The sequence below is a fragment of the Priestia iocasae genome, from assembly GCF_016909075.1.
Taxonomy (GTDB): domain Bacteria; phylum Bacillota; class Bacilli; order Bacillales; family Bacillaceae_H; genus Priestia; species Priestia iocasae.
Genome location: NZ_JAFBFC010000001.1, coordinates 530,414 through 556,987, shown reverse-complemented (window position 1 = coordinate 556,987; position 26,574 = coordinate 530,414). Strand labels below are relative to the sequence as shown.

The following is a 26,574-nucleotide window of genomic DNA, read 5'->3' as shown; positions in this document are numbered from 1 at the left end:
TACCTTTTAGAAAAGAAACTACAAAACAAGAATTAATCGGCAATAAATGTTGCATATGAATGGTTTTCTAAACAATCCTTTGCTTTTTTTCGATCTTCTTCTGTTTGAAGGCTTAATCGCAAGACACCATAAATATCTTCACGTGTTTCTAAGATACGGATGTTTGTAATGCTAATTTCTTCTTCAGCTAAATATCCTGTTACTTCGGATATGATACCAGGGTAGTCAGGAACATCTACATACAAGTCGTAAAAAGAAGGAATCGCTCCTTTTGCTCGAACAGGAAGTTGATCGCGGAATTGCTTCGCTTTTACAAAATAATCATAAATCTTACTTGCATCTTTCTGCTTTATCATTTCTCGAACATGCTCCATCTCTTTAAACCAATGCTCAAACATATGTAATAAAGAATCGTGATTATGAAGCAAAATGTCTCGCCACATTGTAGGACTACTTGAGGCAATTCGAGTGATATCACGGAAGCCACCTGCAGCTAGTTGCTTTACTAGTTCATTTTCTTCTTGATAATGCTCTGCCTGATGTACAAGGCTTGCTGCAATAATGTGAGGAAAATGACTAATAACACCAACTAATTTATCATGCTCTTTAGGTGATAAGACAATAAGGTTAGCTTTTGTTCCTTCTAACAAAAGTTTTAATTGTTTTAACGCTTCATCTGTAACCGTTTCTGTCGGTGTTAACACATACATCGCATTCTCAAATAGATGTCCCCGCGCTGCTGTGACACCACTTTTATGAGAGCCTGCCATCGGATGACCACCGATAAACTGCCATCCTTTATTCGTTAAAAGTTCTGCTTTTTTGATAATTTGCTCTTTCGTACTACCAACATCTGTAATGATGACATCTGACTTTAAAGAGTATGTCGCTAGCTGTTCAATAATTTGCTCTGCTTGTGCAACAGGTACAGCAATAAAAATAAAGTCGGCTTGCTCTGCACCCTCCTGTAAAGAAGGAGCTATTTCATCAATGACTGTTAGCGTATTAGCTAATTGAAGCTGTTGGTTATTAATATCGTAACCAACAAGCGTTGCCTCTGTATATGTATTTTTAATATTTAAAGCCAGTGACCCACCAATTAATCCAAGACCAATAATCAATACACGTTTCTCCACGAGATCCACCTCTATTTTCTTACTATGCAGCTTCTGTCAACTCATTAATTACTTACATCAAGTTGCATTGTTTAGTATATAGGAAGAGGTTGTCCGTATAAGAGGTTGTCTATCGTCATAACAAATCACACGTTATTAGATACACACACTCTTTTTTACTGGATCAACCTCTTTTGTTACGTCATTATAATGAGTTTGTTTTTACCTCATTTACATATTGTTGTAGATGCTGAATAATTTGTTCGTTTTGCTCTTTAGAGCCAACTGTGATGCGCACAGAAGTTGGAAATCCTAACGCATTTCCTGAACGAACAATAATTCCTCTTTCTAACAAATACTGAAACACTTCATCACCTTGACGTTTAAAGTCAATAAGAACAAAGTTTGCTTCTGATGGGTAACAATGCAAATCGTTTTCTGAACAAAACGTATAATATTGCTTTAAGCCTTCTTGATTTTGCTCTTTACACTCCTTAATGAATGCTTCATCTTGTAAAGAAGCTAGGGCAGCCACTTGAGCTAATCGACTTGTATTAAACGGCTCACGAGCTGGCTCAATCTTCTGTAAAAGAGCCTCCGAAGCAATACCGTAGCCGATACGTAACGCTGCAAGTCCATATGCCTTTGAAAACGTTCGTAAAATGATTAAGTTCTCAAACTCTTTTAAAAGTGGGACCGTTTCTGGAAAATCCTCTGCCGTTACATATTCATAATAAGCTTCATCTAATACAATCAATACATGTTTGGGTACAGCACGTAAGAATGTTAAGAGCTCTTCTTTTTCTACGTACGTTCCTGTTGGATTATTTGGACTACAAACCCATACAACAGTTGTTTTGTTATCTATTACATTCAACATTTCTGTTAGATCATGATTTCCATTTATAAGAGGTACTTCACGAATTTCCGCACCTTCAATTACCGCATTATGACGGTATTGTGGGAAGGTTGGTGTAGCCATGACTGTATTTGTATCAGAAGATAGCAGTGCACGACAAATAATTTGAACAATCTCATCAGATCCATTTCCAAAAATGAGTTGATCCTTTTCTACCCCAACATGATTAGCCAACTCCTCGCGTAATTGAGCCGAATAACCATCTGGATAAAGTGCAAGGTTATCTAATTCTGCTGCAATGGCCTGCTTTGCCAGCGGCGAGCAACCGTATGGATTTTCATTTGATGCTAATTTAATAACAGACTCTAACTTATATTCTCGCTTTACTTCTTCAATTGGCTTTCCTGGTTTGTATGGACTCAACTTTAATAGCTGTTCCTTTACTTTCATGTTGCTACACCTCACATTTTTGTATCGGTAAAACAATGGATGTAACATATTCCTCGAACTCTCTTATTGCTTGGTCTCTTGTTTGCTCATTAAGTAACAAGTCCTGCAACGAACCTACCTTATTCACAATTGCGCTTCCAATAACAATTCCATCCGTATAATCTTTCAACAAATTGACTTGTTCTTTCGTGGAAATACCAAATCCAACTGCCACAGGAATGCTTGTGTGTGCTTTCACTTCCTCTAGAAATTCATTAATATCTGTCGGTAACGTTGTTCTCACCCCTGTTACTCCTAACGATGACACACAATACAGAAAACCGGTGGCATCTTTCGCAATTTTGCGTATACGCTCTTTAGAAGTAGGAGCAACCATTGAGATATAAGCAACACCATGCGTTGATGCTAACGTTCGAATTTGTTCACTTTCTTCATAAGGTAAATCAGGAATAAGTACACCATCCAATTCATTTTCACTCACTAAAGCGAAAAAGGATTCTAAACCTAATTGTAACACAGGATTAAAATAGGTAAAGAGAATAACAGGAATTTTTAATCCTTTTTTTCTCATTTCCGGCACAAGACTCATAGCTTTACGAATGGACATACCACCATCTAACGCACGTTTTGATGCTTCTTGAATAATAGGTCCGTCAGCAAGCGGATCGGAATAAGGTACTCCTAATTCTAGCACAGAAGCTCCTGATTTTTGCAATGATAATGCTAGTTCAACTGTGGCATCTGCTGATGGATCTCCCGCCGTGATAAACGGAATAAATAATTTATCATGATGTGGTAAGCGTTTCTGAAACGTATTGCTCATTGTCATTTTCCCCCTCTAATAAAGTAATCAGTGATTGAACGTCTTTGTCTCCTCGACCTGACAAACACACTAAGATTGTTTCCTCTTTTGTCATTCTAGCTGCCATCTTATAAGCTTCTGCTAGTGCATGAGCCGATTCAATTGCAGGTATAATTCCCTCTTCTTGAGCCAGGATTTGCAACGCATCAATTGCTTCATAATCTGTGACACTTTTATATGTTACTCGACCAATTGTTGCTAAATGGGAATGTTCAGGGCCAATACCAGGATAATCAAGACCTGCAGAAATGGAATATGGCTCTGTAATTTGTCCATTTTCATCTTGCATTAAATACGTTAACGTTCCGTGGATGACACCTTTTGTCCCCTTTGCCATCTTTGCAGCGTGCAAGTTCGTCTCTAGGCCTTTTCCTCCAGCTTCCACCCCTACTAGCTGAACGTTGTCTTCTTTAATAAAGTCATAAAACATCCCGATAGCGTTACTTCCTCCACCTACACATGCTACAACAGAGGTTGGGAGCTTACTCTCTACTTTTAAAAATTGCTGCTTTGCTTCTTCACCGATAATTTTTTGGAAATCTCGAACCATTTTCGGATATGGATGAGGACCAATTGCTGAACCAATTAGATAGAAGTGGTCTTCACAGTGTTGAACCCAGTAACGAATGGCTTCATTTGTTGCATCTTTTAATGTTTTTGTTCCAGAAGTTGCAGGAATGACCTCTGCTCCTAGTAATTTCATACGAAAGACATTCAGTGCTTGTCTTTCAATATCTTCCTCACCCATAAATACTTTACATTCCATGCCAAACTTCGCCGCAACCGTTGCTGTAGCTACTCCATGCTGTCCAGCACCCGTCTCGGCAATCAGTTTTGTTTTACCCATTCGTTTTGCAAGAAGCGCTTGCCCTATCGCATTATTAATCTTATGAGCTCCAGTGTGATTTAAATCTTCACGCTTTAGGTAAATCTTTGCCCCTCCGAATCGATTCGTCACATTCTCTGCATAAGTAAGTGCCGTTGGTCTACCTGAATATTCTTTTAATAATGTCATGTATTCTTCTTTAAAAGCTGGATCATTCATTGCATCCGCTAATGCTTTTTCTACTTCTTCAAGTGGATTCATTAATGTTTCTGGAACATATTTTCCACCAAATTCTCCAAATCTACCAAACTGATCAGGCTTGCTGTATGTCATAAAAAACATTCCTTTCGATGACTGTTATTTTTTCTGAATCTTTTAGTCCGTCTGTTTCAATACCGCTTGATAAATCAAGGCCTATCGGATGATGCGTTAACAGTTCTGTTACGTTATGACTTGTAATTCCTCCAGCAATTAAACATTTCTTTTTATCGTAAACTGCTTGTTTTGTATAAGCTGGAACATCGGTCCAATCAAATGTTATCCCGGTTCCACCAAATTGATCTTTTACCTTACTATCAATTACATAGCCATCTACAACATCTCGATATTTTTTCATTTTTTCTAATGTATCTTGTTGATGAGGAAGAGCTTTCCATACCTCATACCCTAAATCTTTTAACAGTTGCAGTTGCTCGACTGTTTCTTGCCCGTGACACTGAATAACGTCTAGTGACGCTTGCTTCGCAATTTCATGTATAGTTCTTATTTCTTCGTTTACAAATACTCCTACTAACTGTTTATCAATGAAAGAGTGCGTCTCTAGCCAGCTCATTACAGATGCAGGAGACACATATCGTTTACTTCCCTTGAAAAAGATAAATCCTATATAATGAGCTTGACTTTGTAACACCATATTAAATTCTTCTTCATTTTTAATTCCACAATACTTAACGAGCATGAGCAGATTCTCCAAATAGCTTTTGAATGGCTGCTTTCTGACTGTCTTGACGCATTAACGACTCTCCTACTAACACGCCATGTGCACCCGATTGCTTTACATAGTGAATATCCTCATAACTTCCAATTCCACTCTCACTAACTAACAAACTATCTTTCGGAACAAATTGAGCAATCTCTTTCGTTTGTTCAATGCTTGTTGTAAACGTGTGTAAATCGCGATTATTAACACCGATAATAGCTGGAGTGAATACGTTTAAAATGGACTCTAGTGTTTCTTTAGCATGCACTTCCACCAAACACTCTAGCCCTTCTTCATATGCTTGCTTATACAGCTCATACAATTTAGATGGCTCCATTGCTTCTCCAATTAACAAAATGGCGTCAGCCCCTATCCTTGCACTTTCTGTTACTTGAATAGGATCAATAATAAAATCTTTTCGTAGAACAGGTAACTGAATTTGCTTCTTAATATCAATAAGGAAATTTCGATGACCTTTGAAATACTGTTCATCTGTCAGAACAGACAACGCATCTGCTCCCCCCTGTTCATAAGATTGAGCAATTTCCAAATGGTTGAAATTCTCCTTAATCATCCCTTTTGAAGGTGACGCTCGCTTCACCTCAGCGATTAAACCAAGTGTTCGATTTGGTTTTGATAAAGCTTCATAGAGTGAATAATGTTCAGTTATTTGTTGTTCTGGAACTACTAGCTGACTAATCTCTTCTTGCTTCGTTTGAAGAATTTGTTTAAGCATGTTGAACCACCTCTCGAGACTTTAAACGTTGTAGTTGTTGATACGCTGTTTTTTCCTGCATAATTTGCTTAGCTAATTCTACACCTTGTAATAATGTGTCTGTTTTTTGTGCCACATAAATAGCGGCAGCAGCATTTAAAATCACAGCATTTCTTGCACTTTCATTTCCTTCATTTTGAAAAATGGATTCAATTAATGCTGCACTCTCTTTTGCATCTGATACAACAAGTTCATTCAATTCTCCTCTATTTAACCCAAAGTCTTCAGGTTTAATTGTATACTTGTAAATTTCTCCATCTTTCAGCTCTACAATATCTGTCTCTGTAGCTATACTAATTTCATCTAAGCCATCGCGACCTGCTACAAACAAAACATGATGAGAACTCAATCTCTTTAATGCCTCTGCCAACTTCTCGGCTAAGTCAATTGAATAAACACCGATGACTTGCTTCTTGCAGTTTGTTGGATTTGCCAAAGGACCTAGTGCATTAAAAACGGTTCGAAACCCAAGTTCTTTACGAGGCACTGCTGCATGCTTCATCGCTGGATGATACATAGGTGCAAACAAGAACGACATTCCAACTTCACTAATAGCTTTTGTTGCTTCCTTATCATTCGCTTGAATGTTAATGCCTAAATGTTCTAATACATCTGCACTCCCACTTTTAGAAGAAACCGCTCGATTTCCATGCTTTGCAATCTTAACTCCTACCGATGAAGCCGCAATTGCACTTGCAGTTGAGATATTAAAAGTAGAAGCACCGTCTCCTCCTGTACCACATGTATCCACAATATCGGAATGAGGTAAATCAATAACATTCATATGTTTTCTCATCCCTCTTACAAGTCCGGTAATTTCATCAACGGTTTCACCACGATATGTTAACACCGTCAAAAAGCTGGCAATTTGTGCTGAAGGAACATTCCCTTGCATCATCTCATCCATGACTAGCTCCGCTTCATGCTCTGTTAACGTTTGACCGTTCAAGCATTTCATAAGAAGGTTTTTAAACATAAACATTCTCCTTTTTCTCATGAATTTGTTGTGCAAGTTGAATAGTTTTAATAAGAGCACTCGCTTTATTTCGTGTCTCTTTCCATTCAAGCTCTGGCTTTGAATCTGCCACAACTCCTGCACCTGCTTGTACGTAAGCTTGCTTATCTTTTAAAACAATCGTTCGAATAGCAATACAAGAATCAATATTTCCATCAAATCCTAAGTAGGCAATCGTTCCAGCATAGACATTTCTCGCTACAGGCTCAATCTCATTTAAGATTTGCATCGCTCTTACTTTTGGTGCTCCTGACACGGTGCCAGCAGGAAATGCTGAAAGCAGTGCATCGATTGGGTGAACACTCGGATTTAATCTTCCTGTTACTTTTGAAATTAGATGCATAACATGTGAAAACTTTACTTGCTGCATTAAAACTGGCGTTTGAACCGTTCCATACTGAGCAACTCTTCCAATATCGTTTCGGGCTAAGTCAACAAGCATATAATGTTCTGCTCGTTCTTTTTCATCATTGATGAGATCTTCATATAAATGTTGATCCTCTTCATCATTTTTTCCTCTGCGTCTTGTTCCTGCAATTGGATGAATTTCTAGATGTCCATTTTCAATTTGAATTAATTTTTCAGGAGAGCTTCCAATTAATTCAACTCCATCTACTTTTACATAAAATAAATAAGGCGATGGGTTAATCATTCGTAACACACGATAAATATCAAATCCCGCTACTTCTGTTGGAAGTTGAAACCTTTGTGACAACACAGCTTGAAATACATCACCGCTCTTGATGTATTCTTTAATTTTTTCTACATCATTCATAAAATCAGCTTTCTCATAAGTCGAGATGACATTCTCAAACGATACTTCACGCTGTTCACTTGAAAACATCAATGGTATTTTTGATTGTTTACTTTCAGCAATCTTTTCAACAAGCTGATTAATTTTCACTCGAGCTGCTTCATATTTCGTTTTCTTTTCCACTTCTGTCTCATTACCATCTAAACAGACATAATGTATGATACTAAGCTCTTTTTTTGAATGATGATACGCTAACATCGTTTCACAATACATGAAATCAAATGTTGCCATGTGTAAATCATTTTGAGCATGCGGCTGAACTTTTTCAATTTGTGTGACAGCATCATAACTCATAAAGCCTACTGCTCCACCTTTAAAAGGGACATCACTATCTGGCACTTTTACTTTTAAAGAGTGCTGAACATGATTAAACGCTTCTTTAAACGAAGAAAATGAACCGATTGGCTCTTTTTGTTTATTTTTTACAATGTAACTTCCCTGCTCCTCCTTTAAGTATAAAAATGGATTGATTCCGATAAAGGAATAGTTAGACCAAGGTGATGATTCATCATTGCTTTCTAATAAATAAACAGCTTCATCTTTTACAGTTTGAAATAAATCCACTGGTGTAACAGTGTCTACAAACAACTTTTTGATAATGGGAATGGTTAAAAAATTTGTAGAATCTTTTAAAAACGAGGTATACATTTCTTGCATGATATCTAATCCTCCATTTCAGTAAATGGAGAATGAGAAAAGGTGAGGTTATAAAAACAGATAGAAAAATAAAAACCCAAAGACACCTACTATGCCTTTGGGTAAACGATGGTATACTAAATAAACATAACGCTTTCTACTCAAAACGCTATGAAACCTCTGCTCAACTCTCTCATTCTCGTCTACCCTAACTAATCTCAACTATTATAACTCTTTGCTCAATACTAACTATTAGTTGCTATTCTATTATGTTTCCTTCTTATTTGTCAACAAAAAGATGGTAAATCTTTTCCTATTTTCTTTCTTCTAAATCTGGCCGAAGCACCATTGCTTTGTTCAAATATACGTGTTGAATGTGCTCCTGTGGTATATCTGTATTAGCCGTTACCATAATTCGAATACACTTTGGCAATGCATGTGGAACAGCAATCTCTTTCATACACATCACTGGTACAAATGACCATCCATCCATCGTTCGAATGGCTTTTGCAGGAAAGTCAGCATTTAAATCATCTGTAAGCGAAACAAGAATCTGCGCTACCTGATTTGGGTGCAGGTTATTTTGTGAGATGATTTTATCCATTAATCTCTTTGTTTCTTTTATAATGTTATCTGCCATATTCTTTTCTACAGTAGTCGCACCCCTTATACCACGAACGGACATACCTTTCCCCCTTTATCGATTATCTAATAGCGAGAGAATTAATTCGTCTTCAACCTTTTCTACAAAAGGTTGTCCAATTGCTTTTAATAGAACCATGTATACAGCACTTGCTTTTGCCTTTTTGTCTGCTTTCATCTTAGCAAGCAGACGATTAGAATCTAAGTTTGAGGGAACCTTTGTTTCATATCCAAACCGCTGAAGCCACGATTCAAAAGTGGTTATATCGAAGTTTGAATGTCCTAACGCATTACTCACTCTCATAGCAAACAACATACCAATGGCCACTCCCTCACCATGACTAATATGGCCATATCCAGATTCCGCTTCAATTGCGTGACCAAGCGTGTGTCCAAAGTTCAGATGAGCTCTTACACCCGATTCTTTCTCATCATCTCTGACGATGGCAGCTTTTACTGCAATTCCTTTATTGATTGCATAAATGAGCTTTTCACCTTTTAAGTCATTCAACGAATATATATTATCTTGAAGCCACTGATAGAACTGTTCATCATGAATAAACGCATGTTTGATTACTTCAGCAAATCCAGATCGCCATTCTCTTTTTGGCAAAGTGGTTAGTAAGGTAATATCATAGAATACAGCTTCGGGTTGGTGAAAAGCCCCAATCATGTTTTTACCTGACTCATGGTTAATAGCTACTTTTCCACCAACAGCACTATCGTGCGCTAATAAGGTGGTTGGTACTTGAATAAATGAAATACCTCGCATATATGTTGCGGCAACAAACCCAGCTAAATCACCAACAACGCCACCTCCGACTGCAAGAATTAAGGCGTTTCGATCTAATTGCTTGCTGAGTGCATACGTTTGGCAATCGTAATAATGCTGGAAAGACTTTGCTTGCTCACCACTTGGTACAACATATTTATCTACTTGGAAAAATGACTTCAATAGCGACAAGATACTCTTTCCATAACAACCGTCAACTGCCTCATCTGTTATAATTAATACACTAGATACATTAGGCTTTACCTCTTTTATCACTTCTGGCAGCTTAGGTAAGATGTTTTCACCTACATATAACGGATACACTTTAGATGCTGTTTCAATTTGATATTGTTTCATTAGAAGTCCCTCGCATATACACGCATTTTTTCTATATTTTCTGCAATTAAATCCATCCGATCTTGCCCAAATTGCTCAACAATCGCAGATGCCAGTTCCCACGCTACAACAGCCTCTGCTACTACACTTGCCGCAGGTACAGCACAACTATCTGAGCGCTCAATGCTCGCTTCAAAAACTTCCTTCGTTTCAATATCTACACTTTTTAACGGCTTGTAAAGCGTAGGAATAGGCTTCATCACACCACGAACAACTATAGGCATTCCAGTTGTCATTCCACCTTCAAATCCACCTAAATGATTTGTTTTTCGAGTATAGCCTTTCTCTTTGTCCCATAGAATTTCATCATGTACTTGACTACCTGGTAAATGGGCAGCATCAAATCCAATTCCAAACTCTACACCTTTAAAGGCATTAATACTTACCATCGCTGATGCAATTTTAGCATCTAATTTACGATCATAATGAACGTAACTCCCTATTCCTGATGGTACGCCTTCAATAATCACTTCAACAAGCCCACCTATTGAATCACCAGCTTCTTTAGCTTGATCAATCGCTTCCATCATCTGTTTTTCTACAGACGTATCAAAACAGCGAACAGCTGACTCTTCTGTCACACTTATTAATTCATCTAGCGTGTTGTATTGTAGATTTTTCGCCTTAACACCACCAATCTCAAGCACATGACCAGCTACTTTTATCCCAAGTTGAGCTAAAAGTTGTTTAGCAACTGCGCCTGCTGCAACACGTACAGTTGTTTCACGAGCAGAGGATCGTTCTAGAACGTTTCTCATGTCACGATGTCCATATTTAATAGCTCCATTTAAATCAGCATGACCAGGCCTTGGTCTAGAGATTCTACGCTTCACTTCATCTTGCTCATCTTCTGAAATCGGTTCAATTCCCATAACTTTTGTCCAATGCGTCCAATCTTTGTTCTCTACCGTTAACGCAATTGGGGAACCTAATGTGTAACCATGTCGAACACCTGCTGAAATATGTACTTGATCAGTCTCAATTTGCATACGACGCCCACGTCCATATCCTTTCTGCCTTCTGCTAAGCTCATTATTAATAACATCTGCTGTTAAAGATAAGCCTGCAGGAATTCCCTCTAAAATCGTCGTCAATTGTGGGCCATGTGATTCACCCGCCGTTAAATACCTCATATAATCCCCCTTCTCATTATGACTAATAGAAACTATTAGTTAAGTATTTTCGAATTTAAATATGACTATATCATATGACAAAAACATCGTGTATAAAAACTTGAAGGCCACCTCAAAAAGGAAGATTTCTTTCACTTCCTTTTTAAGATGGCCCTGTACCTCTATCTTCACCTATTTCTTTCGATAAAAAAATGTATCTGCATTTTCAAATCCATATAATTGAGGGTTAAAAATTTGCTCAGTGCTTCCTACGAAGAATACCCCTCCTGGTTGAAGAGAATCGCTAAATTTTTGATAAAGTAGATTTTTTGCTTCTTCTGTAAAATAAATTAAAACATTTCGACAAACAATCAAATCAAAGTTTTGTTCAAATGGATTAGCTAATAAATTATGTTTTTTAAAGGTAACCGTCTTCTGGATTTGATCATTTACTTTATAAAACATTCCTTGCTTTGTAAAATATTTTTCTTTAATAGATGCAGGAACTTCTTGAAGAGCTCGCTCTACATACAAACCTATCTTTGCTTTTTCAATGACGTTTTCATCGAGATCGGTTGCTAGAATTTCAATTTGAGAAAGGGGATAGAAAGAAGACAATATCATCGCTAATGTATAGGGCTCTTCACCTGTAGAACAGGCTGCACTCCAAACTTTCAAACGCTTCTTGTTATGAGTTAAATCAGGCAGAATTCTCTTTTCTAATACTTCCCATCTTTTTGCATTTCGATAGAATTCAGATACATTAATAGTCATACGATCTAAAAATTCTGCTAACATCTCTGGATTTTTTTCTAATTGCTTAAAAAAAGAATGAAAATCATCAAATCCTTTTTTTTCGTATAGAGATGTTAAACGCCTTTTCATTTGCGCTTCTTTATAGAAAGATAAATCAATCCCTGTTAATCGTTTCACATTTAAGACAAACTGATTATAATCTTGTGACATACCATGTATCCCCTTACTTTCGAGCTATTTACTTATAAGTATATCGGAAAAAAACAAAAAAAGTTTAGATAAATTTATCTAGAAAATAGCGCATAACAGAAAGACTGCTATATTACCTTTTCTACATTCTTGAGGTAGACATGAAGGAGGGTTAGATAACCGCTTGCGAAGCGGTCTCTTAAGTTAAGAAGGAATATGATTGAATTGATTAAGCTTCGATAGAAAAAGAGCTGTCTATTTAGTGATGAGTAGTTGCGTATCTGTTTCACAAAATAGCCCTACACTCTATTCACCTGTTTTAACTAGATGTAAGAGGTAGGGCATTTGCAAGATTATATAAAACGGAGCATCGATTCTCCGTTTCATACAATCTACTGAGAAGAATAACCGTAATTAATAAACCCAAGTATTCATTGTTTTATCATAAGATACTAGCTCTTCTTCTTTAAAGAATAAGCCAATTTCACGTTCAGCACTCTCTGGAGAATCTGATCCATGAATGACATTTTTATCAACGATTAAGCCATAATCTCCACGGATTGTCCCTGGTAATGCTTCTTTTGGATTTGTTTTTCCCATCATTTGTCTTGATGATGCAATTACATTTTCACCTTGCCATACCATTGCAAAAACAGGACCTGATGTAATAAATTCTACTAAATCACCAAAAAATGGCTTCTCTTTGTGCTCACCGTAATGATTCTCTGCTAACTCAGTTGAAATATTCATAAGTTTCGCCCCAGCTAATTGAAAGCCCTTTCTTTCAAAGCGTGACACGATGTCTCCGATAATGTTTCGTTGTACCCCATCTGGTTTAACCATAATAAATGTTTTTTCCATTTTAAATCTCCACCCCTGAAGTATGTATATTGAAAGCGCAATCACGCCCAAAGAAATAGTACCATTCTTTTCATATTTTTACAACTTCAAGGATGGAATTTATTCAAAATTTACGCTTTCCGACAAATTTTGCAATCTGATACAACGCCTTTTTTGCTTTATTATCCGGCAAATGGTCTAATACATCTATTGCCTTTTGTAAGTATTGATCACTAACGTTAAGAGAGCGTTCAATTGCACCTGATGATTTTATGTACGTAATAATGTCTTCTATTAGTGCTTCTTTATGTTCAGCAGTAAACAACAATTCAACTTTGTCACGAAACGCTGGATTTTCCATTGCAAATAAAACAGGTAATGTGATGTTTCCTTGTAATAAGTCACTTCCTACTGGCTTTCCCAGTTGCTCGGCTGATGATGTAAAATCTAAAATATCATCGGTAATTTGAAAAGCCATTCCTACATAATAACCAAATCGATACAATTCTTTATGTACTGATTTTGACGCATCTGTGGCAATAGCACCTAGTTGACAGCTTACTGCTATTAGCAACGCAGTTTTTCTGCGAATTCGTCGCAAGTACGTACGTAAATTTTGATCTAAATTATATTTATCTTTTATTTGCTCAATTTCTCCTAAAGATAACTGAACCATTGTATTTGACAAGATTTGATGAGCTTCTACGTTTTTTATGTTGGCCATCATCTCTAAGGAGCGAGCAAAAATATAATCGCCTGTATACATTGCAATGCGATTATCCCATTTTGCTTTTATTGTTGGTTTTCCTCTTCGTTTATCAGCATCATCAATGACATCATCATGAACAAGAGACGCCATATGAATAAGTTCAAGAGCGACCGCTACGTATTTAACACGTTCAATATTGTACTCTCCAAATTTCCCTGCTAATAACACAAAAACTGGGCGAATGCGTTTTCCCCCCGCTTGCAATAAATGAAGAGATGCTTCCGTAATTAGTGGTTCATTTGTCTGTACTGATTGCTCTAATTCTTTTTCAATTAAAGCAATATCCGTATTTAAAAAAGCGTACATCATTTTTAATTTCATAGGATTCACCTTGCATTTTAAATTACTTCGTACCTAGATAAGCATAAAAAGATGAAAGGCCTCACATCAGTAGGATAGCCTTTCATAACACAAATAAAATTTACCTATTTAACGCTTACACCCTAAATGCATAGCTGCTACGCCACCCGTGTAAGACTTCACTTCCACATCAACAAAGCCTGCTTGTCTAAACATATCGGCTAATTCGTTTCTTCCTGGAAAATCACGCGCTGATTCTTGCAGCCAAGAATATTCCTTATAGCTTTTAGCAACCATCTTTCCAAGTAACGGCATGACATATTGAAAGTACATGTAATAAAGTTGGCGGTAACCAATTAATGTTGGCTGAGATGTTTCAAGACATACAACTTTTCCACCTGGTTTGACAACACGAAACATTTCTTGTAAAGCTTTTAAATAGTCAGGAACATTGCGTAATCCAAATCCAATCGTTACGTAATCAAACGTATTATCTTCAAAAGGAAGCTCCATTGCATTCCCATGAACAAGTTGAACATTTGAAAAAGGAGATTCTTTTACTTTTTCCTGACCGATTTGAAGCATATTTTGACTAAAATCTAAACCAACCACTTCGCCTGTTTCACCGACTGCTTCTGCTAGGCTTAACGTCCAATCAGCCGTACCACAGCAAACATCAAGTGCCTTTGCGCCCTTTTGAACATTCATTCGTTTCATTGTATCTTTTCTCCAAGCCTTATGGCGCTGAAAACTAATGACTGAGTTCATTTGATCGTAATTTTTATAAATCTTTTCAAAGACATTATGGACACGTTGTTCTTTTGATTGTTGCATAACTTTTATCCTTCTCCTACAACATTTTTACAATGTTTATGTTTGTTTAAAAGTTTATAAAGATAGTCCGTCAACTGATCATTTAAGACAAGCTGACTTTGCAAATAACGTTCAATAACAATTGTAGATTCTTTCACTTGAGACATAACGATGTCATGTACATTCCCTTTGTTTTGCAAAGCTTCTATAAGAAATGAAGGTTTTCCTTCTTCATGACGCCTAAGTTCGTTTAAAAGGCTGCTAATAAATAGAACCTGTTGTAAAAGCTCTTTCCATTCTTCTTGTTTGAAGTAATTGCACAAGCACTGCACGAGTGCTGTTTCAACCGTACGAAAATTCAACATCATATCATCAACGTCTGTTGTATGACTTTGATATAATTTTATCTTTGAAACATTGATATCTTTAATAGCAGAAGCAACCTCTTTAATTAATTCAAGCTGTCCACTTTTAGAGAAATAATAATAATAAAGCCCACTATAATAATCACCAGCTAAAACCGTTAGCTGTCTTTCTTTAAGGATAGACTCATTATTTCCAACTGGTTGAATAGAGACGAGGTCGTGGGTATCAAGTGCAATTTGAACAAGCATGATTGGCAAGGTATATTGAGGCATTTCACGCTCTTCAATTGATATACCATTTAGAAATGAACATATGCACAACAACTTATTTTCATCGATTATTGGATGATGAATGAATTGTTTTACATATGGATGATTTAATTCAACTTGCAGCTGCTCCTTCATGTTTGCAACTGTGTCATAGATGTTTTGCACAATCATCACCCTTGTCTCCCTTTCACACGCTATATTTCTTCTTACTTCTTGACATTTAAATAGACAGTGTCAATTATATCATAAGTAGACCCTAAAAAAACGTTTTTTCTCTATTCTTACCGGTTGTTTCCACTTGTTATACATGCTTGTTCTTTGAAACACGAATCAATCACATCATTTCTACGTCATCACGTTAGGAATTAGAACCATCTACAGTAGAAATTTCTTGAAAGATTGACTATATAAATAGAAGCAGGAAATTCCTGCTTATTTTTTTGGTTCTGATTCGATTTCTCCATGTGATGTTTGGATAAGAGCTTTACCACGAACTTTAACAGCCGATGTATGCTCTGTGAATTGAGCGATCAATACTTCACCTTTATCTAGCTTTTCTGAGTGATGAAAGCGTGTATCGGCTCCTCTTGTTAAACCAATAACATTCACTCCATCTTCAATTGCTTTAATTACAATATATTCTGTGCTTCCATTTGCTTTCATAACAATTCTCCTCCTGTAATCATCTTATTACGCTTTCATAAGAGATAAAACTTCTGCTCTTGCAGCCGCATCACTTTGCAAAATACCTCTTACAGCTGATGTAATCGTCATCGCACCCGGCTTTTTCACTCCGCGCATTGTCATACACATATGCTCTGCTTCTACTACAACCATCACGCCATGAGGGTCTAGTGATTCTACAATAGAGTCTGCTACTGTAGACGTAATTCGTTCTTGTAGCTGCGGACGCTTAGCGACTGCTTCTACAGCACGGGCTAACTTACTAAGCCCTGTTACTTTACCACCTTTTGGTATGTAAGCTACATGAGCCCTTCCATAGAAAGGAACAAGGTGATGTTCACACATTGAATAAAAAGGAATATCTTTTACAAGTACAAGCTCTTCATGATCTTCCCCAAAAACCGTTTTGAAGTGCTCTTTTGGATCTTCATTTAAGCCTGAAAAAACTTCTTCATACATTTTTGCTACTCGCTTTGGTGTATCGAGTAAACCCTCACGATTTGGGTCTTCACCAATAGCTTCTAAAAGCAGTCTAATTGCTTGCTCAATTTGCGGTTTATTGACAGATGACATTTTGACATCCTCCAAGTATAAGTTTAAGAAAATTCTAGCATAAGGGCTATGTAAAGGCAAAAAAGAAAGGCCGCTTTATGTGCGACCTTTCTAAGCTCTTTATGAACGGCTTGAAATCAGCCTTGTTTATGTAGATATTATTTCACAGCATCTTTAAGAGCTTTACCTGGTTTGAATGCAGGAACTTTGCTCGCTGGAATTTCGATTTCGTCACCTGTTTGTGGGTTGCGACCTTTACGAGCAGCACGCTCACGTACCTCAAAGTTACCAAAACCGATTAATTGTACTTTATCGCCAGTTTTTAGCGTTTCTAAAATTGACTCAAAAACAGCATCAACTGCTTTTGTAGCGTCTTTCTTTGAAAGCTCACTTGCTTCTGCAACAGCGTTAATTAATTCTGTCTTGTTCATGCCATTCACCTCCTCCCAAAATCGAATCATATGAATAACTAGAAACCTATCTGATAGAATCTAGCAAACCTTTATGTATCATTTCTTTACAAAATGATACATTCTTATACATATTGATTATGTATTAACATGCTAATAATAAACGATAAACCTTTATAATTCAATGCTTTTAAGCATACTCTATACGAAAAACTATAACTAGCAATCAATTTCTGATAAAAGATTAACATATGAGCAACTCCATAGCAAGTTAAATAGCTACATCAATTTAGAAAATTCAAGGGATTTTCGTCTGTTTTATGACAAATACAAAAGAGGCCCCTTTAAAGGAGCCTTCCCTTATAAAATAATTGCAATTAAGCCGCCAGACCCTTCGTTAATAATGCGCTCTAGTGTCTCTTTTAACTTGTAGCGTGCATTCTCTGGCATTAGAGATAGTTTTGCTTGTATTCCTTCCCTTACAATTGAACTAAGTGAACGCCCAAAGATATCAGAATTCCAGATTGACAGTGGATCGTCTTCAAAATCTTGCATTAAATAACGCACAAGCTCTTCACTCTGCTTTTCAGTGCCGATAATTGGCGCAAATTCTGACTCTACATCCACCTTGATCATATGAATAGAAGGAGCAACCGCTTTTAATCTGACACCAAAACGAGCGCCTTGTCGAATAATCTCTGGCTCATCTAAACTCATGTCGGCAAGCGATGGTGCTGCAATTCCATATCCAGTTTGCTTTACCATTCTTAGCGCATCAGATACTTGATCATATTCCACTTTCGCATGTACAAAGTCCTGCATTAGTTCTAATAAGTGATCTCGCCCTCTTATTTCTACACCTACAACTTCTTTCAAAATCTGATCATATAAGTCATCCGGAGCATATAAATCAATTTCAGCTATCCCTTGCCCCATCTCAATACCAGCTAATCTTGCTTGTTCAATGAATTCAAATTCACTAAACTGATCTACTACTCTGTCAACGTCTCTTAAACGTTTGATATCTTTTACAATCTCCTTTACTGCTTCTTGGTAGCTTTCTCTTAGCCAGTGTTTATCCTTTAACACCATAACCCAGCTCGGTAAATTCACATTAACCTCTAACACCGGGAATTCAAATAGCGCTTCACGTAAAACATTCATGACATCTGTTTCACGCATGCTTTCAACACTCATTGCCAACACCGGAATGTCATATTTTTCTGTCAACTGAGCTCTTAATTTATCTGTATCTGGGTGATATGGCTGAACCGTATTGATAATCATAATAAACGGTTTTCCAACCTCTTTTAATTCATTAATTACTCGCTCTTCAGCTTCAATATAGTCATGACGTGGAATTTCACCAATAGATCCATCTGTCGTAATCACAACGCCAATCGTAGAATGCTCTTGAATGACTTTGCGAGTACCAATTTCAGCCGCTTCGTGAAAAGGAATTGGCTCTTCATACCATGGTGTATTAATCATTCGAGGTCCGTTTTCATCCTCATATCCTTTGGCACCTGGCACCGTGTATCCAACACAATCAACTAATCTTATATTAACTTCAAGCCCGTCATCCACTTGAATATTGACGGCTTGATTTGGAACGAACTTTGGCTCAGTTGTCATAATTGTTTTACCAGCAGCACTCTGCGGTAATTCATCCTGTGTTCGAGCACGCTCCGATTCATTTTGAATATTTGGTAAAACTACTAACTCCATAAATTTTTTGATGAAAGTAGACTTACCCGTACGTACTGCACCAACCACTCCTAAATAAATATCGCCACCTGTTCGCTCAGCGATATCTTTGAAAATATCTACCTTTTCCAAAAGATCCCCTCCGATCTATGAGTTCATGGGATATGATATCCATTGCGAGAATAAATTAGGACAATACATATCTATGATGTTGTCCTATTAAAATATGACTTCTTCTACAAAAATTTATGATTTTTTTCCCGTGTTGACTAACTTCACAATTATAATCATCCTAAGTTATAGTAAGGTGTGAAGAAGAAAGAAAAAACCCTTTCTCATTGAATTTTATTCAAAGAGAAAGGGTTCATGACTTATTTTTCTAAAAATATTGGTTCTTTCGTTTTTTCATCAATTGTATAAGCCAATGAATATGCCGGTACAAAGTCAGACGTGTCGAGTAATATGTCTCGGATATCATCACCTTGTTTAAATGTATGTTTCTCTGTCGAGAGTGCATTGTATAAATCCGCTGAATAATCAATAAACACTTCTCCTTCATGATTCATAACTAGCGGTAAATTATTTCCAGAGAATGGACTTACTACGTAAGCAGGCTCTTTAAAGTTTAATTTATCGTAATCAATTGAAAATACACCTTTTGCTATGACGTCTTTAAACGGGGCATATCCCTTGTTCTTTTGACGATATATATTGATATGAACCTTTACCTCTCTAATCTTTTCTGCTGTTCTTAAATCAATTAGTTTTACCGTCGGATTCTCTTCTACATCTGTTAAAACATATGAGAATACCCCTCCACTTTCAAAAGATATCCCTGGTGCTTCTTGCATATAACGTGGTATTAATTTATTAAAGTCAATCGGGTATTTTTGATAAATAGGCGTGCTCATATCTCTATCCTTAATTGGAAGTAGACCGCCACTATCTTGTTGATATTGATCTACAACTGTTTGAACGGCTGCAATTTGATCCTTATATGGAATTTGATTTTTTTGTAACTTATCCTCTGGATACAAACATCCCGATAACACCAAAGTAAAACAAACGATTAGCACTAAAAATGTAAGCCTTTTCATATTGTACCTTCCTACCTTATGTATAAAGTTTATCTATTCAGGTGTTGGGCCACTAAACACAACAAAGAAAATAATAATGCCAGCTACAACCATTAAAGCATACGCAATAATAGCTAGTATCGTTTTTACTATTCGATTTTTAATGACATAACGACTAAGATAAATCGAAAAAACTGAAATAAACATAAATCCCATTGAACCGAGTGAAATCCACATTTTCATTAAAGCTGGGGACATGATTCATCAACTCCTTTTCCGACAACCATTATATCACACGAATTAAACATATAGTTTGAAAAATAAAAAAGCTGAAACGAAGGGGGCCTCCTCGCTTCAGCATTAACTAAACATCCTACACCCAAATAGTCTACTCATAGTTTTTACATTGTATCTTATGCATAAACAGACGTTTAGGCATCATCAATTATTTAATTTCTTACCGCTGTTTTTTCGTCATTTATTTTGTACTTTTGTCATTAATACCAACTAACTCATTCGCTCTCCCAAAATGTTAGCAAGGTCTTCCATTTCATGTGTTTTTGTGCGAGCCATTAATGAATCTACAGCGTCTTTTGCTTTTACATTATTAAATAACACATCATATAATGCAGCTGTAATTGGCATCTTTACGTTATATTTTTGAGCAAGTTGATAGGCTGCTTTTGTTGTTCTTACACCCTCAACAACCATCCCCATATTCGCTAATACTTCGTCTAGGTTATAGCCCTTCCCTAACAAATTACCAGCTCTCCAGTTTCTAGAATGAACACTTGTACACGTTACAACCAAATCTCCGATGCCTGTTAAACCTAAGAAGGTAAGTGGATTTGCTCCTAACACACTCCCTAAGCGAGCAATTTCAGCTAATCCTCTTGTAATTAAAGCTGCTTTCGCATTATCTCCATATTCAAGTCCATCTGTAATACCAGCAGCAAGAGCAATAATATTTTTTAACGCTCCTCCGATTTCAACACCGATAATATCTGGATTTGTATACACACGAAAATATTGTTGATTAATAAACAAATCTTGAATTTTTTCAGCCGCTCTCATGTTATGAGAAGAGACGGTCACAGTAGTCGGTTGTCTACGACTCACCTCTTCAGCATGACTTGGGCCTGATAAGACAACGACATCTGCTAAAAGCTCAGTCGGCATTTCTTGCTCAATCATTTCAGAAATTCGCATCAGTGTATCAGGTTCAATTCCTTTACTTACATGAACAATGGTTAATGGCTCAGTTGCCACTTCTTTTAGCTGCGCCATTACTTCACGCATTGCTTTTGTAGGAACGGCTAAGACAATCGTTTGAACTTCACAAATAGCTTCAGCTAAAGATGTAAATCCTGTTAAGGTTTGAGGTAGTTGAACATTTGGCAAATATTTTTCATTTGTATAACTTTCATTAATCTCACGAATAATTTGCTCACGATGTCCCCATATGCGTACATCATGTCCATTATCAGCAAGCACAAAAGCTAAAGCTGTGCCCCAACTTCCTGCTCCTAATACCGCAATCTTCTCCACCTATATCACATCCTACTATTATTTTCGTGCTCTAGCGATAATCCTAATTGGTGTGCCTTCAAAACCAAACGCTTCGCGAAGCTTATTCTCTAAGAAACGTTCATATGAAAAGTGCATAAGCTCTGGATCGTTTACAAATACAACAAATGTCGGCGGCTTCACAGCTACTTGCGTCGTGTAGTAAATCTTTAAGCGATTTCCATTGTGAGTTGGTGTTGGATTCATTGCTACAGCATCCATAATAACGTCGTTGATTACACTTGTTTCTGCACGTAACGAGTGATTTTCACTAGCTAGATTAATCATTGGAAGAAGTGTGTGTGTGCGTTTTTTCGTTTTCGCTGACAAGAAAACAATTGGTGCATAATCTAAGAACAAGAAATGATCTCGAATTTTCTGTTCAAATTGTTTCATCGTTTTCTCATCTTTTTCTACTGTATCCCATTTGTTAACAACGATTACCACCGCTTTACCTGCTTCATGAGCATATCCTGCAATACGTTTATCTTGTTCGATGATACCTTCCTCAGCATTCAGAACAACTAAGACGACATCAGAGCGCTCAATAGCCTTTAACGCACGAAGTACACTATACTTTTCTGTACTTTCGTATACTTTCCCTTTTTTTCTCATCCCTGCAGTATCAATAACAACGTACTCTTTGTCTTCTTTTGTAAATTTTGTATCAATCGCATCACGTGTTGTTCCTGCAATGTTACTTACAATAACACGCTCTTCTCCTAATAAAGCATTTACAAGTGAGGATTTCCCTACATTCGGACGACCAATTAGTGAAAACTTAATTGTCTCGTCGGAATATTGCTCTTCCCCTTCTTTCGGGAAATATTTTGCTGCTTCATCTAGTAAATCCCCTAATCCAAGTCCATGCGTGCCTGAGATTGGAAACGGTTCGCCAAATCCAAGGGCATAAAAGTCGTATACAAGCTCTCTCATATCTGGATTATCAATTTTGTTAACAGCTAAAACAACTGGCTTTTTAGATTTATATAGGATTTTTGCTACTTCTTCATCAGCACCTGTGATACCATCTCGACCATTTGTTAGGAAGATAATAACATCTGCTTCATCAATCGCAATTTCTGCTTGATGTTTAATTTGTTCAATAAACGGCTCATCACCGATATCAATTCCACCCGTATCAATAATATTAAAATCTGTATTTAACCACTCACCTGAGCTATAAATACGATCACGCGTTACTCCAGGAATATCTTCTACAATGGACACTCTTTCTCCTACAATACGGTTAAAAATCGTTGACTTTCCAACATTTGGTCTACCAACGATTGCAATAATTGGTTTTGGCATATAATTACTCCTTTTCTTTTATATCAATATGTAAATGTTCTGAACGAAAACATAGCATGTTACATATAAGGGTTGCTTTATCAATTCATTAAAAGGCTATCCCATTCATCATTAACATGAGAAAAAGAATGGCTTCATGCAACATCCCTTGCCCATTCTATCCATTAATGTGAATGGATTTCGGCGACAAGGGATGTTGCAGACTGTGGCAAAAAAGCATTTGTTGTTTCTTTTAACACAGTAATTCGACTGTTTGTTAATGAAGAAGATAGAACCTATTAACAACCTCCACTTTCTAATAATAGAGATTGTCTTTTCAATCTAATAATTTTATCAAAAAACATTGTAAACAACAATATAATCTTTCTTCACTAACCGAACGGTCATTAAAACTTAAGGATATTAAGCTTTTAATTAACATTCCCTTTTCTTTTTACTTATAAGTCGTTTGCTTTTGTTTATTCCATTTTAATAAATATACATCGAAATAAGCCGTTGCCTTTAAAACTCCTTCCCACACACTGATACACAGTACTGTCACTGCTACAATATCTAATAGCGATGGAGCGCCAATTTCATAAGGAAAAGACAGCGTCCTAAGTACGAAGGAAAAAAACAAATCACCTTGACAAATAGAAATAACAGAACAAATTATCCTCATTCTATATGTCTTTACTAACATAAAGATAACGTAAAGAATAAGAGCACTAACCATTACGCGCTTATCAATCAAAATCCATACCGGATCATACAATTCAAATAGACAAAAGCTTGCATAAGCAAGGGCTCCAATAAATGAAGCAATAAAATAATATACTTGCTTTTTCGCCTTTACAATAGAAAAACTCATATAACTAATAATAAGTAAAAACAAAAACGCACTATTTACTTCCATATCAAGTAGCTGTACATTGATGACAGATAACATAATACTGCATAGAATAATAGCTGTGTACAAAAGTCGTTGCTTTGTTTTTTTCATTAGAAAAGTTGTGAAGATCCAACCCATCCAAGCAAACCAATAAAAATAAATTCCTTCCACCCTTTGACCTCCTTTTATATCCATTATGTATCATTTCAACTAAACTTAATCTTGATAAATCGTATAAATGAAAGCATATTGGTGAATATATAAGAGATTATTCTAAGAAGGAGGAACAACAAATGGGTAAAGACCGCCAAGAGAAAAAATTAAAGCAAGAAAAACGCGTAGAAGCTGATCGCGACCAAGGACTACACTATCCAGGGGCTACGAATCTTCAAAGTCCCGAAGAAGCGCGAGATATTAATAGATAAGAAAGAGCTGTGTCAAAAGAAACACAACACGTTTCTTCCGACACAGCTCTTCACCTTTTTAAAGAACAACCTTTATCGCTATCTTTGTGCGTAATTAGATGTTGAAACGCCTCTTTCTGTTAACCAATGATGAGTTGAACCACTGATTACAATAGGCACTTGTTGTAATGAAGAAATGGAAGGTGCTCCTAACGCTGTCATGATAAACCTTAGCTCCTCATGTACATCATTGATCTCTTTAATAACTTCGTCGACACCATCATTTAGTAAGATCGATAAAAATCTCCCTGCCATTCCCACAGCTGAAGCACCTAATGCAATACTTTTGGCAATATCCATTGTCGTTTGAACTCCACCCGAAGCAATAACAGACGTCCCTCTTTGGAATTGACAAGCTTCAGCAATAGAGACAGCAGTAGGCATTCCCCATTCATTAAAAAACGAAAAATGTTTTGTTCTTCTTTCATTCTCAATTCTTGAGAAATTTGTACCGCCATAACCACCAACATCTATGATGGTGACGCCTACTTCTTTCAATTTTTTCGTTACCTCATAGCTCATTCCGAATCCAACCTCTTTTACAATAACAGGAACTGAAAGATTTTTAGCAATTTTTTCAATTCGATGTAGTGCACCTGTAAAATCACGGTCTCCTTCAGGCATAACAAGCTCTTGAATAACATTTAAGTGAATTTGCAGTCCATTTGCTTCTAGCATATCTACCGCTTCTTTTGCTTGTTCGACAGTGGCTTCACTTCCTAAGTTTGCAAATACAACCCCATGAGGGTTCTCTTGTCGAACTACTGAATAGGTTTGTTTTTCAACACGGTCTTTAATGGCTGCCATTTGTGATCCAACCGCCATTGCCACTCCACTTTCTTGTGCTACTTGAGCAAGACACCTATTAATTTTCTCTGTTTCTTCTCCGCCGCCACCAGTCATCGCATTGATAAAAATTGGCGAACTTAAAGAAAGTTCGCCAATGGTCGTATTCAAATTAACTTTATCAACACTTAGATTAGGTAAGCTATTATGAACGAAAGAAATATCATCTAATCCGTGCAAACGATGTTGACCAGTTTTCAACGCATGATGAATATGGTCAATCTTACGTTGCGCTCTACTCATAAAGCATCACCATTATTTTAATTTTTTTAATTGATCTCCAATCATGTCACCTAACTGAAATCCTTTTACTTCTTCAATTGGCTCATAATTGCTGTAATCTTCTTCTTGTTTTTCTTCGAGATCTCGAATACTTAAAGACATTCTTTTTTCACTTTCATTTACATCTAATACTTTTACTTTGACCTTTTCTCCCTCTTTTAATACCTCATGAGGTGTAGAAATATGCTTGTTAGCGATATGCGAAATATGAACTAACCCTTCCACACCCGGAGCAACTTCAACGAATGCACCGAATGATACAAGGCGTTTTACTGTTCCATCTAATACATCTCCTCTTTGAAACTCTGATGAGATGTTTGTCCATGGACCATCTAATGTATCTTTAATCGATAATGATACACGACCATTTTCTTTGTCAACTGATAATACTTTCACTTTGACTTGTTGACCTTCTGCTACTACATCTGATGGCTTTTCAACGCGCGTATGTGCTAGCTGAGAAATATGAACTAAACCATCTACACCACCAACATCAACAAATGCACCAAAGTCAGTTAACCTTTGTACTTTTCCTTCTAATACTTGCCCAGCTTCAAGAGAGTTAATAGCTGTTTCCTTTTCATTTAGTAACTGCTCTTCTATGACATCACGGTGAGATAAAATCACCCGATTTTTTTCTTTATCTAACTCTTTTACTTTTACTGTTAATGTTTTTCCTTTATATTCTTCAAAGTTTTCTACAAAGTATGTTTCAACAAGAGAAGCGGGAATGAATCCTCTTACACCAATATCAACGACTAATCCACCTTTAACAATCTCTTTCACTTCTGCTTCAAAGATTTCTCCAGTTTCAAGCTTTTGTTCAAGGTCTTCCCATGCTTTCTCAGCATCTACAGCACGTTTTGATAAAACAAGTAATTCATCTTCTATCTTAATGACTTGTGCTTCTACTTCTGATCCCTCTTCAATCGCATCAGTTGCTTTTTCAATATGCAAGCTAGATAATTCACTAATTGGAATAATTCCATCTAGCTTACTACCTTGCACTTCCACAAGAACTTGTTTCTCTTCAACTTTTGTCACAATACCCGTTACTCGTTTGCCTACTTCTAGTACGTTAAATTCTACTTGATTCATATCTTCTACCATCGTCTCATCCTCCTTAGTTACTAACCTACAGTATGTATTAACATGAAAGGAGCCAATCTTACATAAGAAGTAAAAACCATAGTATACACGTAAGAATATTCTTCCGCTTTCTGAGATATACTTCTCGAAAAATTAGCTTC

General features: G+C 36.7%; 28 protein-coding genes. 1 reads left to right on the top strand and 27 read right to left on the bottom strand.

Translation table 11 applies throughout. The features are described from left to right. Positions 1-32: 32 nt before the first annotated feature. The 25 genes from JOC83_RS02830 to JOC83_RS02710 form a co-directional block, all read right to left on the bottom strand. A complete protein-coding gene (locus JOC83_RS02830; RefSeq protein ID WP_338038870.1) occupies positions 33-1,151 on the bottom strand; it encodes a prephenate dehydrogenase in 1,119 nt (372 codons plus the stop codon). Between the two features lie 169 nt (positions 1,152-1,320). After that, positions 1,321-2,424: a histidinol-phosphate transaminase gene (gene hisC, locus JOC83_RS02825; RefSeq protein ID WP_205183438.1), complete on the bottom strand. Its 1,104-nt coding sequence runs from the start codon at positions 2,422-2,424 to the stop codon at positions 1,321-1,323. Between the two features lie 4 nt (positions 2,425-2,428). Further along, on the bottom strand, positions 2,429-3,247 hold the full coding sequence (gene trpA, locus JOC83_RS02820; RefSeq protein WP_205183436.1) for a tryptophan synthase subunit alpha: 819 nt from the start codon (positions 3,245-3,247) through the stop codon (positions 2,429-2,431). Further along, positions 3,210-4,445: a tryptophan synthase subunit beta gene (gene trpB / locus JOC83_RS02815; RefSeq protein ID WP_205183433.1), complete on the bottom strand. Its 1,236-nt coding sequence runs from the start codon at positions 4,443-4,445 to the stop codon at positions 3,210-3,212. Before trpB ends, trpA begins: the two co-directional genes overlap by 38 nt. Then, positions 4,426-5,070 carry a phosphoribosylanthranilate isomerase gene (locus JOC83_RS02810; protein ID WP_205183430.1) on the bottom strand — a complete coding sequence of 215 codons (645 nt, stop codon included), beginning with the start codon at positions 5,068-5,070 and terminating at the stop codon, positions 4,426-4,428. Before JOC83_RS02810 ends, trpB begins: the two co-directional genes overlap by 20 nt. Next, positions 5,060-5,827, bottom strand: a complete 768-nt coding sequence (gene trpC / locus JOC83_RS02805; RefSeq protein ID WP_205183428.1) for an indole-3-glycerol phosphate synthase TrpC — start codon at positions 5,825-5,827, stop codon at positions 5,060-5,062. Before trpC ends, JOC83_RS02810 begins: the two co-directional genes overlap by 11 nt. After that, positions 5,820-6,842, bottom strand: coding sequence for an anthranilate phosphoribosyltransferase (gene trpD, locus JOC83_RS02800; protein WP_205183426.1), 1,023 nt, complete (start codon positions 6,840-6,842; stop codon positions 5,820-5,822). Before trpD ends, trpC begins: the two co-directional genes overlap by 8 nt. Then, the gene (gene trpE / locus JOC83_RS02795) at positions 6,835-8,352 is read right to left on the bottom strand and encodes an anthranilate synthase component I (protein WP_205183424.1); all 1,518 of its coding nucleotides are present in this window, start codon (positions 8,350-8,352) and stop codon (positions 6,835-6,837) included. The genes trpD and trpE overlap by 8 nt, the downstream gene beginning before the upstream one ends. A 292-nt stretch (positions 8,353-8,644) precedes the next feature. Further along, positions 8,645-9,016 carry a chorismate mutase gene (aroH, locus tag JOC83_RS02790; protein WP_205183422.1) on the bottom strand — a complete coding sequence of 124 codons (372 nt, stop codon included), beginning with the start codon at positions 9,014-9,016 and terminating at the stop codon, positions 8,645-8,647. A gap of 12 nt (positions 9,017-9,028) precedes the next feature. Then, the gene (gene aroB / locus JOC83_RS02785) at positions 9,029-10,102 is read right to left on the bottom strand and encodes a 3-dehydroquinate synthase (protein ID WP_205183420.1); all 1,074 of its coding nucleotides are present in this window, start codon (positions 10,100-10,102) and stop codon (positions 9,029-9,031) included. After that, positions 10,102-11,274: a chorismate synthase gene (gene aroC / locus JOC83_RS02780; RefSeq protein WP_205183418.1), complete on the bottom strand. Its 1,173-nt coding sequence runs from the start codon at positions 11,272-11,274 to the stop codon at positions 10,102-10,104. The genes aroB and aroC overlap by 1 nt, the downstream gene beginning before the upstream one ends. Before the next feature lie 171 nt (positions 11,275-11,445). Continuing rightward, the gene (locus JOC83_RS02775) at positions 11,446-12,219 is read right to left on the bottom strand and encodes a CheR family methyltransferase (protein ID WP_205183403.1); all 774 of its coding nucleotides are present in this window, start codon (positions 12,217-12,219) and stop codon (positions 11,446-11,448) included. A 393-nt stretch (positions 12,220-12,612) separates the two neighbouring features. Beyond that, positions 12,613-13,059 carry a nucleoside-diphosphate kinase gene (gene ndk, locus JOC83_RS02770; RefSeq protein WP_205183400.1) on the bottom strand — a complete coding sequence of 149 codons (447 nt, stop codon included), beginning with the start codon at positions 13,057-13,059 and terminating at the stop codon, positions 12,613-12,615. Between the two features lie 103 nt (positions 13,060-13,162). Next, on the bottom strand, positions 13,163-14,128 hold the full coding sequence (hepT, locus tag JOC83_RS02765; protein WP_205183397.1) for a heptaprenyl diphosphate synthase component II: 966 nt from the start codon (positions 14,126-14,128) through the stop codon (positions 13,163-13,165). 108 nt (positions 14,129-14,236) lie between these two features. Further along, positions 14,237-14,941 carry a demethylmenaquinone methyltransferase gene (menG, locus tag JOC83_RS02760; protein ID WP_205183394.1) on the bottom strand — a complete coding sequence of 235 codons (705 nt, stop codon included), beginning with the start codon at positions 14,939-14,941 and terminating at the stop codon, positions 14,237-14,239. 5 nt (positions 14,942-14,946) lie between these two features. Continuing rightward, positions 14,947-15,726: a heptaprenyl diphosphate synthase component 1 gene (locus tag JOC83_RS02755; protein WP_239583272.1), complete on the bottom strand. Its 780-nt coding sequence runs from the start codon at positions 15,724-15,726 to the stop codon at positions 14,947-14,949. Positions 15,727-15,987: 261 nt separating this feature from the next. Next, complete coding sequence (gene mtrB, locus JOC83_RS02750) at positions 15,988-16,218, bottom strand: trp RNA-binding attenuation protein MtrB (protein WP_110112976.1); 231 nt, start codon at positions 16,216-16,218, stop codon at positions 15,988-15,990. Between the two features lie 27 nt (positions 16,219-16,245). Beyond that, positions 16,246-16,812, bottom strand: a complete 567-nt coding sequence (gene folE / locus JOC83_RS02745) for a GTP cyclohydrolase I FolE (protein ID WP_205183388.1) — start codon at positions 16,810-16,812, stop codon at positions 16,246-16,248. A 137-nt stretch (positions 16,813-16,949) separates the two neighbouring features. Continuing rightward, positions 16,950-17,222: an HU family DNA-binding protein gene (locus JOC83_RS02740; RefSeq protein WP_205183386.1), complete on the bottom strand. Its 273-nt coding sequence runs from the start codon at positions 17,220-17,222 to the stop codon at positions 16,950-16,952. A gap of 339 nt (positions 17,223-17,561) precedes the next feature. After that, complete coding sequence (gene spoIVA, locus JOC83_RS02735; RefSeq protein ID WP_205183383.1) at positions 17,562-19,040, bottom strand: stage IV sporulation protein A; 1,479 nt, start codon at positions 19,038-19,040, stop codon at positions 17,562-17,564. 239 nt (positions 19,041-19,279) lie between these two features. After that, the gene (locus tag JOC83_RS02730) at positions 19,280-20,005 is read right to left on the bottom strand and encodes a hypothetical protein (protein ID WP_205183380.1); all 726 of its coding nucleotides are present in this window, start codon (positions 20,003-20,005) and stop codon (positions 19,280-19,282) included. A 33-nt stretch (positions 20,006-20,038) separates the two neighbouring features. Beyond that, on the bottom strand, positions 20,039-20,242 hold the full coding sequence (locus JOC83_RS02725; RefSeq protein WP_205183378.1) for a DUF2768 domain-containing protein: 204 nt from the start codon (positions 20,240-20,242) through the stop codon (positions 20,039-20,041). Positions 20,243-20,491: 249 nt separating this feature from the next. Continuing rightward, a complete protein-coding gene (locus JOC83_RS02720; RefSeq protein WP_205183376.1) occupies positions 20,492-21,532 on the bottom strand; it encodes an NAD(P)H-dependent glycerol-3-phosphate dehydrogenase in 1,041 nt (346 codons plus the stop codon). Between the two features lie 18 nt (positions 21,533-21,550). Next, positions 21,551-22,861 carry a ribosome biogenesis GTPase Der gene (der, locus tag JOC83_RS02715; RefSeq protein ID WP_205183374.1) on the bottom strand — a complete coding sequence of 437 codons (1,311 nt, stop codon included), beginning with the start codon at positions 22,859-22,861 and terminating at the stop codon, positions 21,551-21,553. Between the two features lie 433 nt (positions 22,862-23,294). Further along, positions 23,295-23,903, bottom strand: coding sequence for a YphA family membrane protein (locus tag JOC83_RS02710; RefSeq protein ID WP_205183372.1), 609 nt, complete (start codon positions 23,901-23,903; stop codon positions 23,295-23,297). A 122-nt stretch (positions 23,904-24,025) separates the two neighbouring features. Between JOC83_RS02710 and JOC83_RS02705 the strand changes: the two genes are divergently transcribed. Continuing rightward, the gene (locus JOC83_RS02705) at positions 24,026-24,157 is read left to right on the top strand and encodes a YpzI family protein (protein WP_205183370.1); all 132 of its coding nucleotides are present in this window, start codon (positions 24,026-24,028) and stop codon (positions 24,155-24,157) included. A 78-nt stretch (positions 24,158-24,235) separates the two neighbouring features. On the opposite strand, the gene fni is transcribed toward JOC83_RS02705, so the two are convergent. Next, the gene (gene fni / locus JOC83_RS02700) at positions 24,236-25,285 is read right to left on the bottom strand and encodes a type 2 isopentenyl-diphosphate Delta-isomerase (protein WP_205183367.1); all 1,050 of its coding nucleotides are present in this window, start codon (positions 25,283-25,285) and stop codon (positions 24,236-24,238) included. A 12-nt stretch (positions 25,286-25,297) separates the two neighbouring features. After that, the gene (gene rpsA / locus JOC83_RS02695; protein WP_205183364.1) at positions 25,298-26,434 is read right to left on the bottom strand and encodes a 30S ribosomal protein S1; all 1,137 of its coding nucleotides are present in this window, start codon (positions 26,432-26,434) and stop codon (positions 25,298-25,300) included. Between the last annotated feature and the right edge of the window lie 140 nt (positions 26,435-26,574).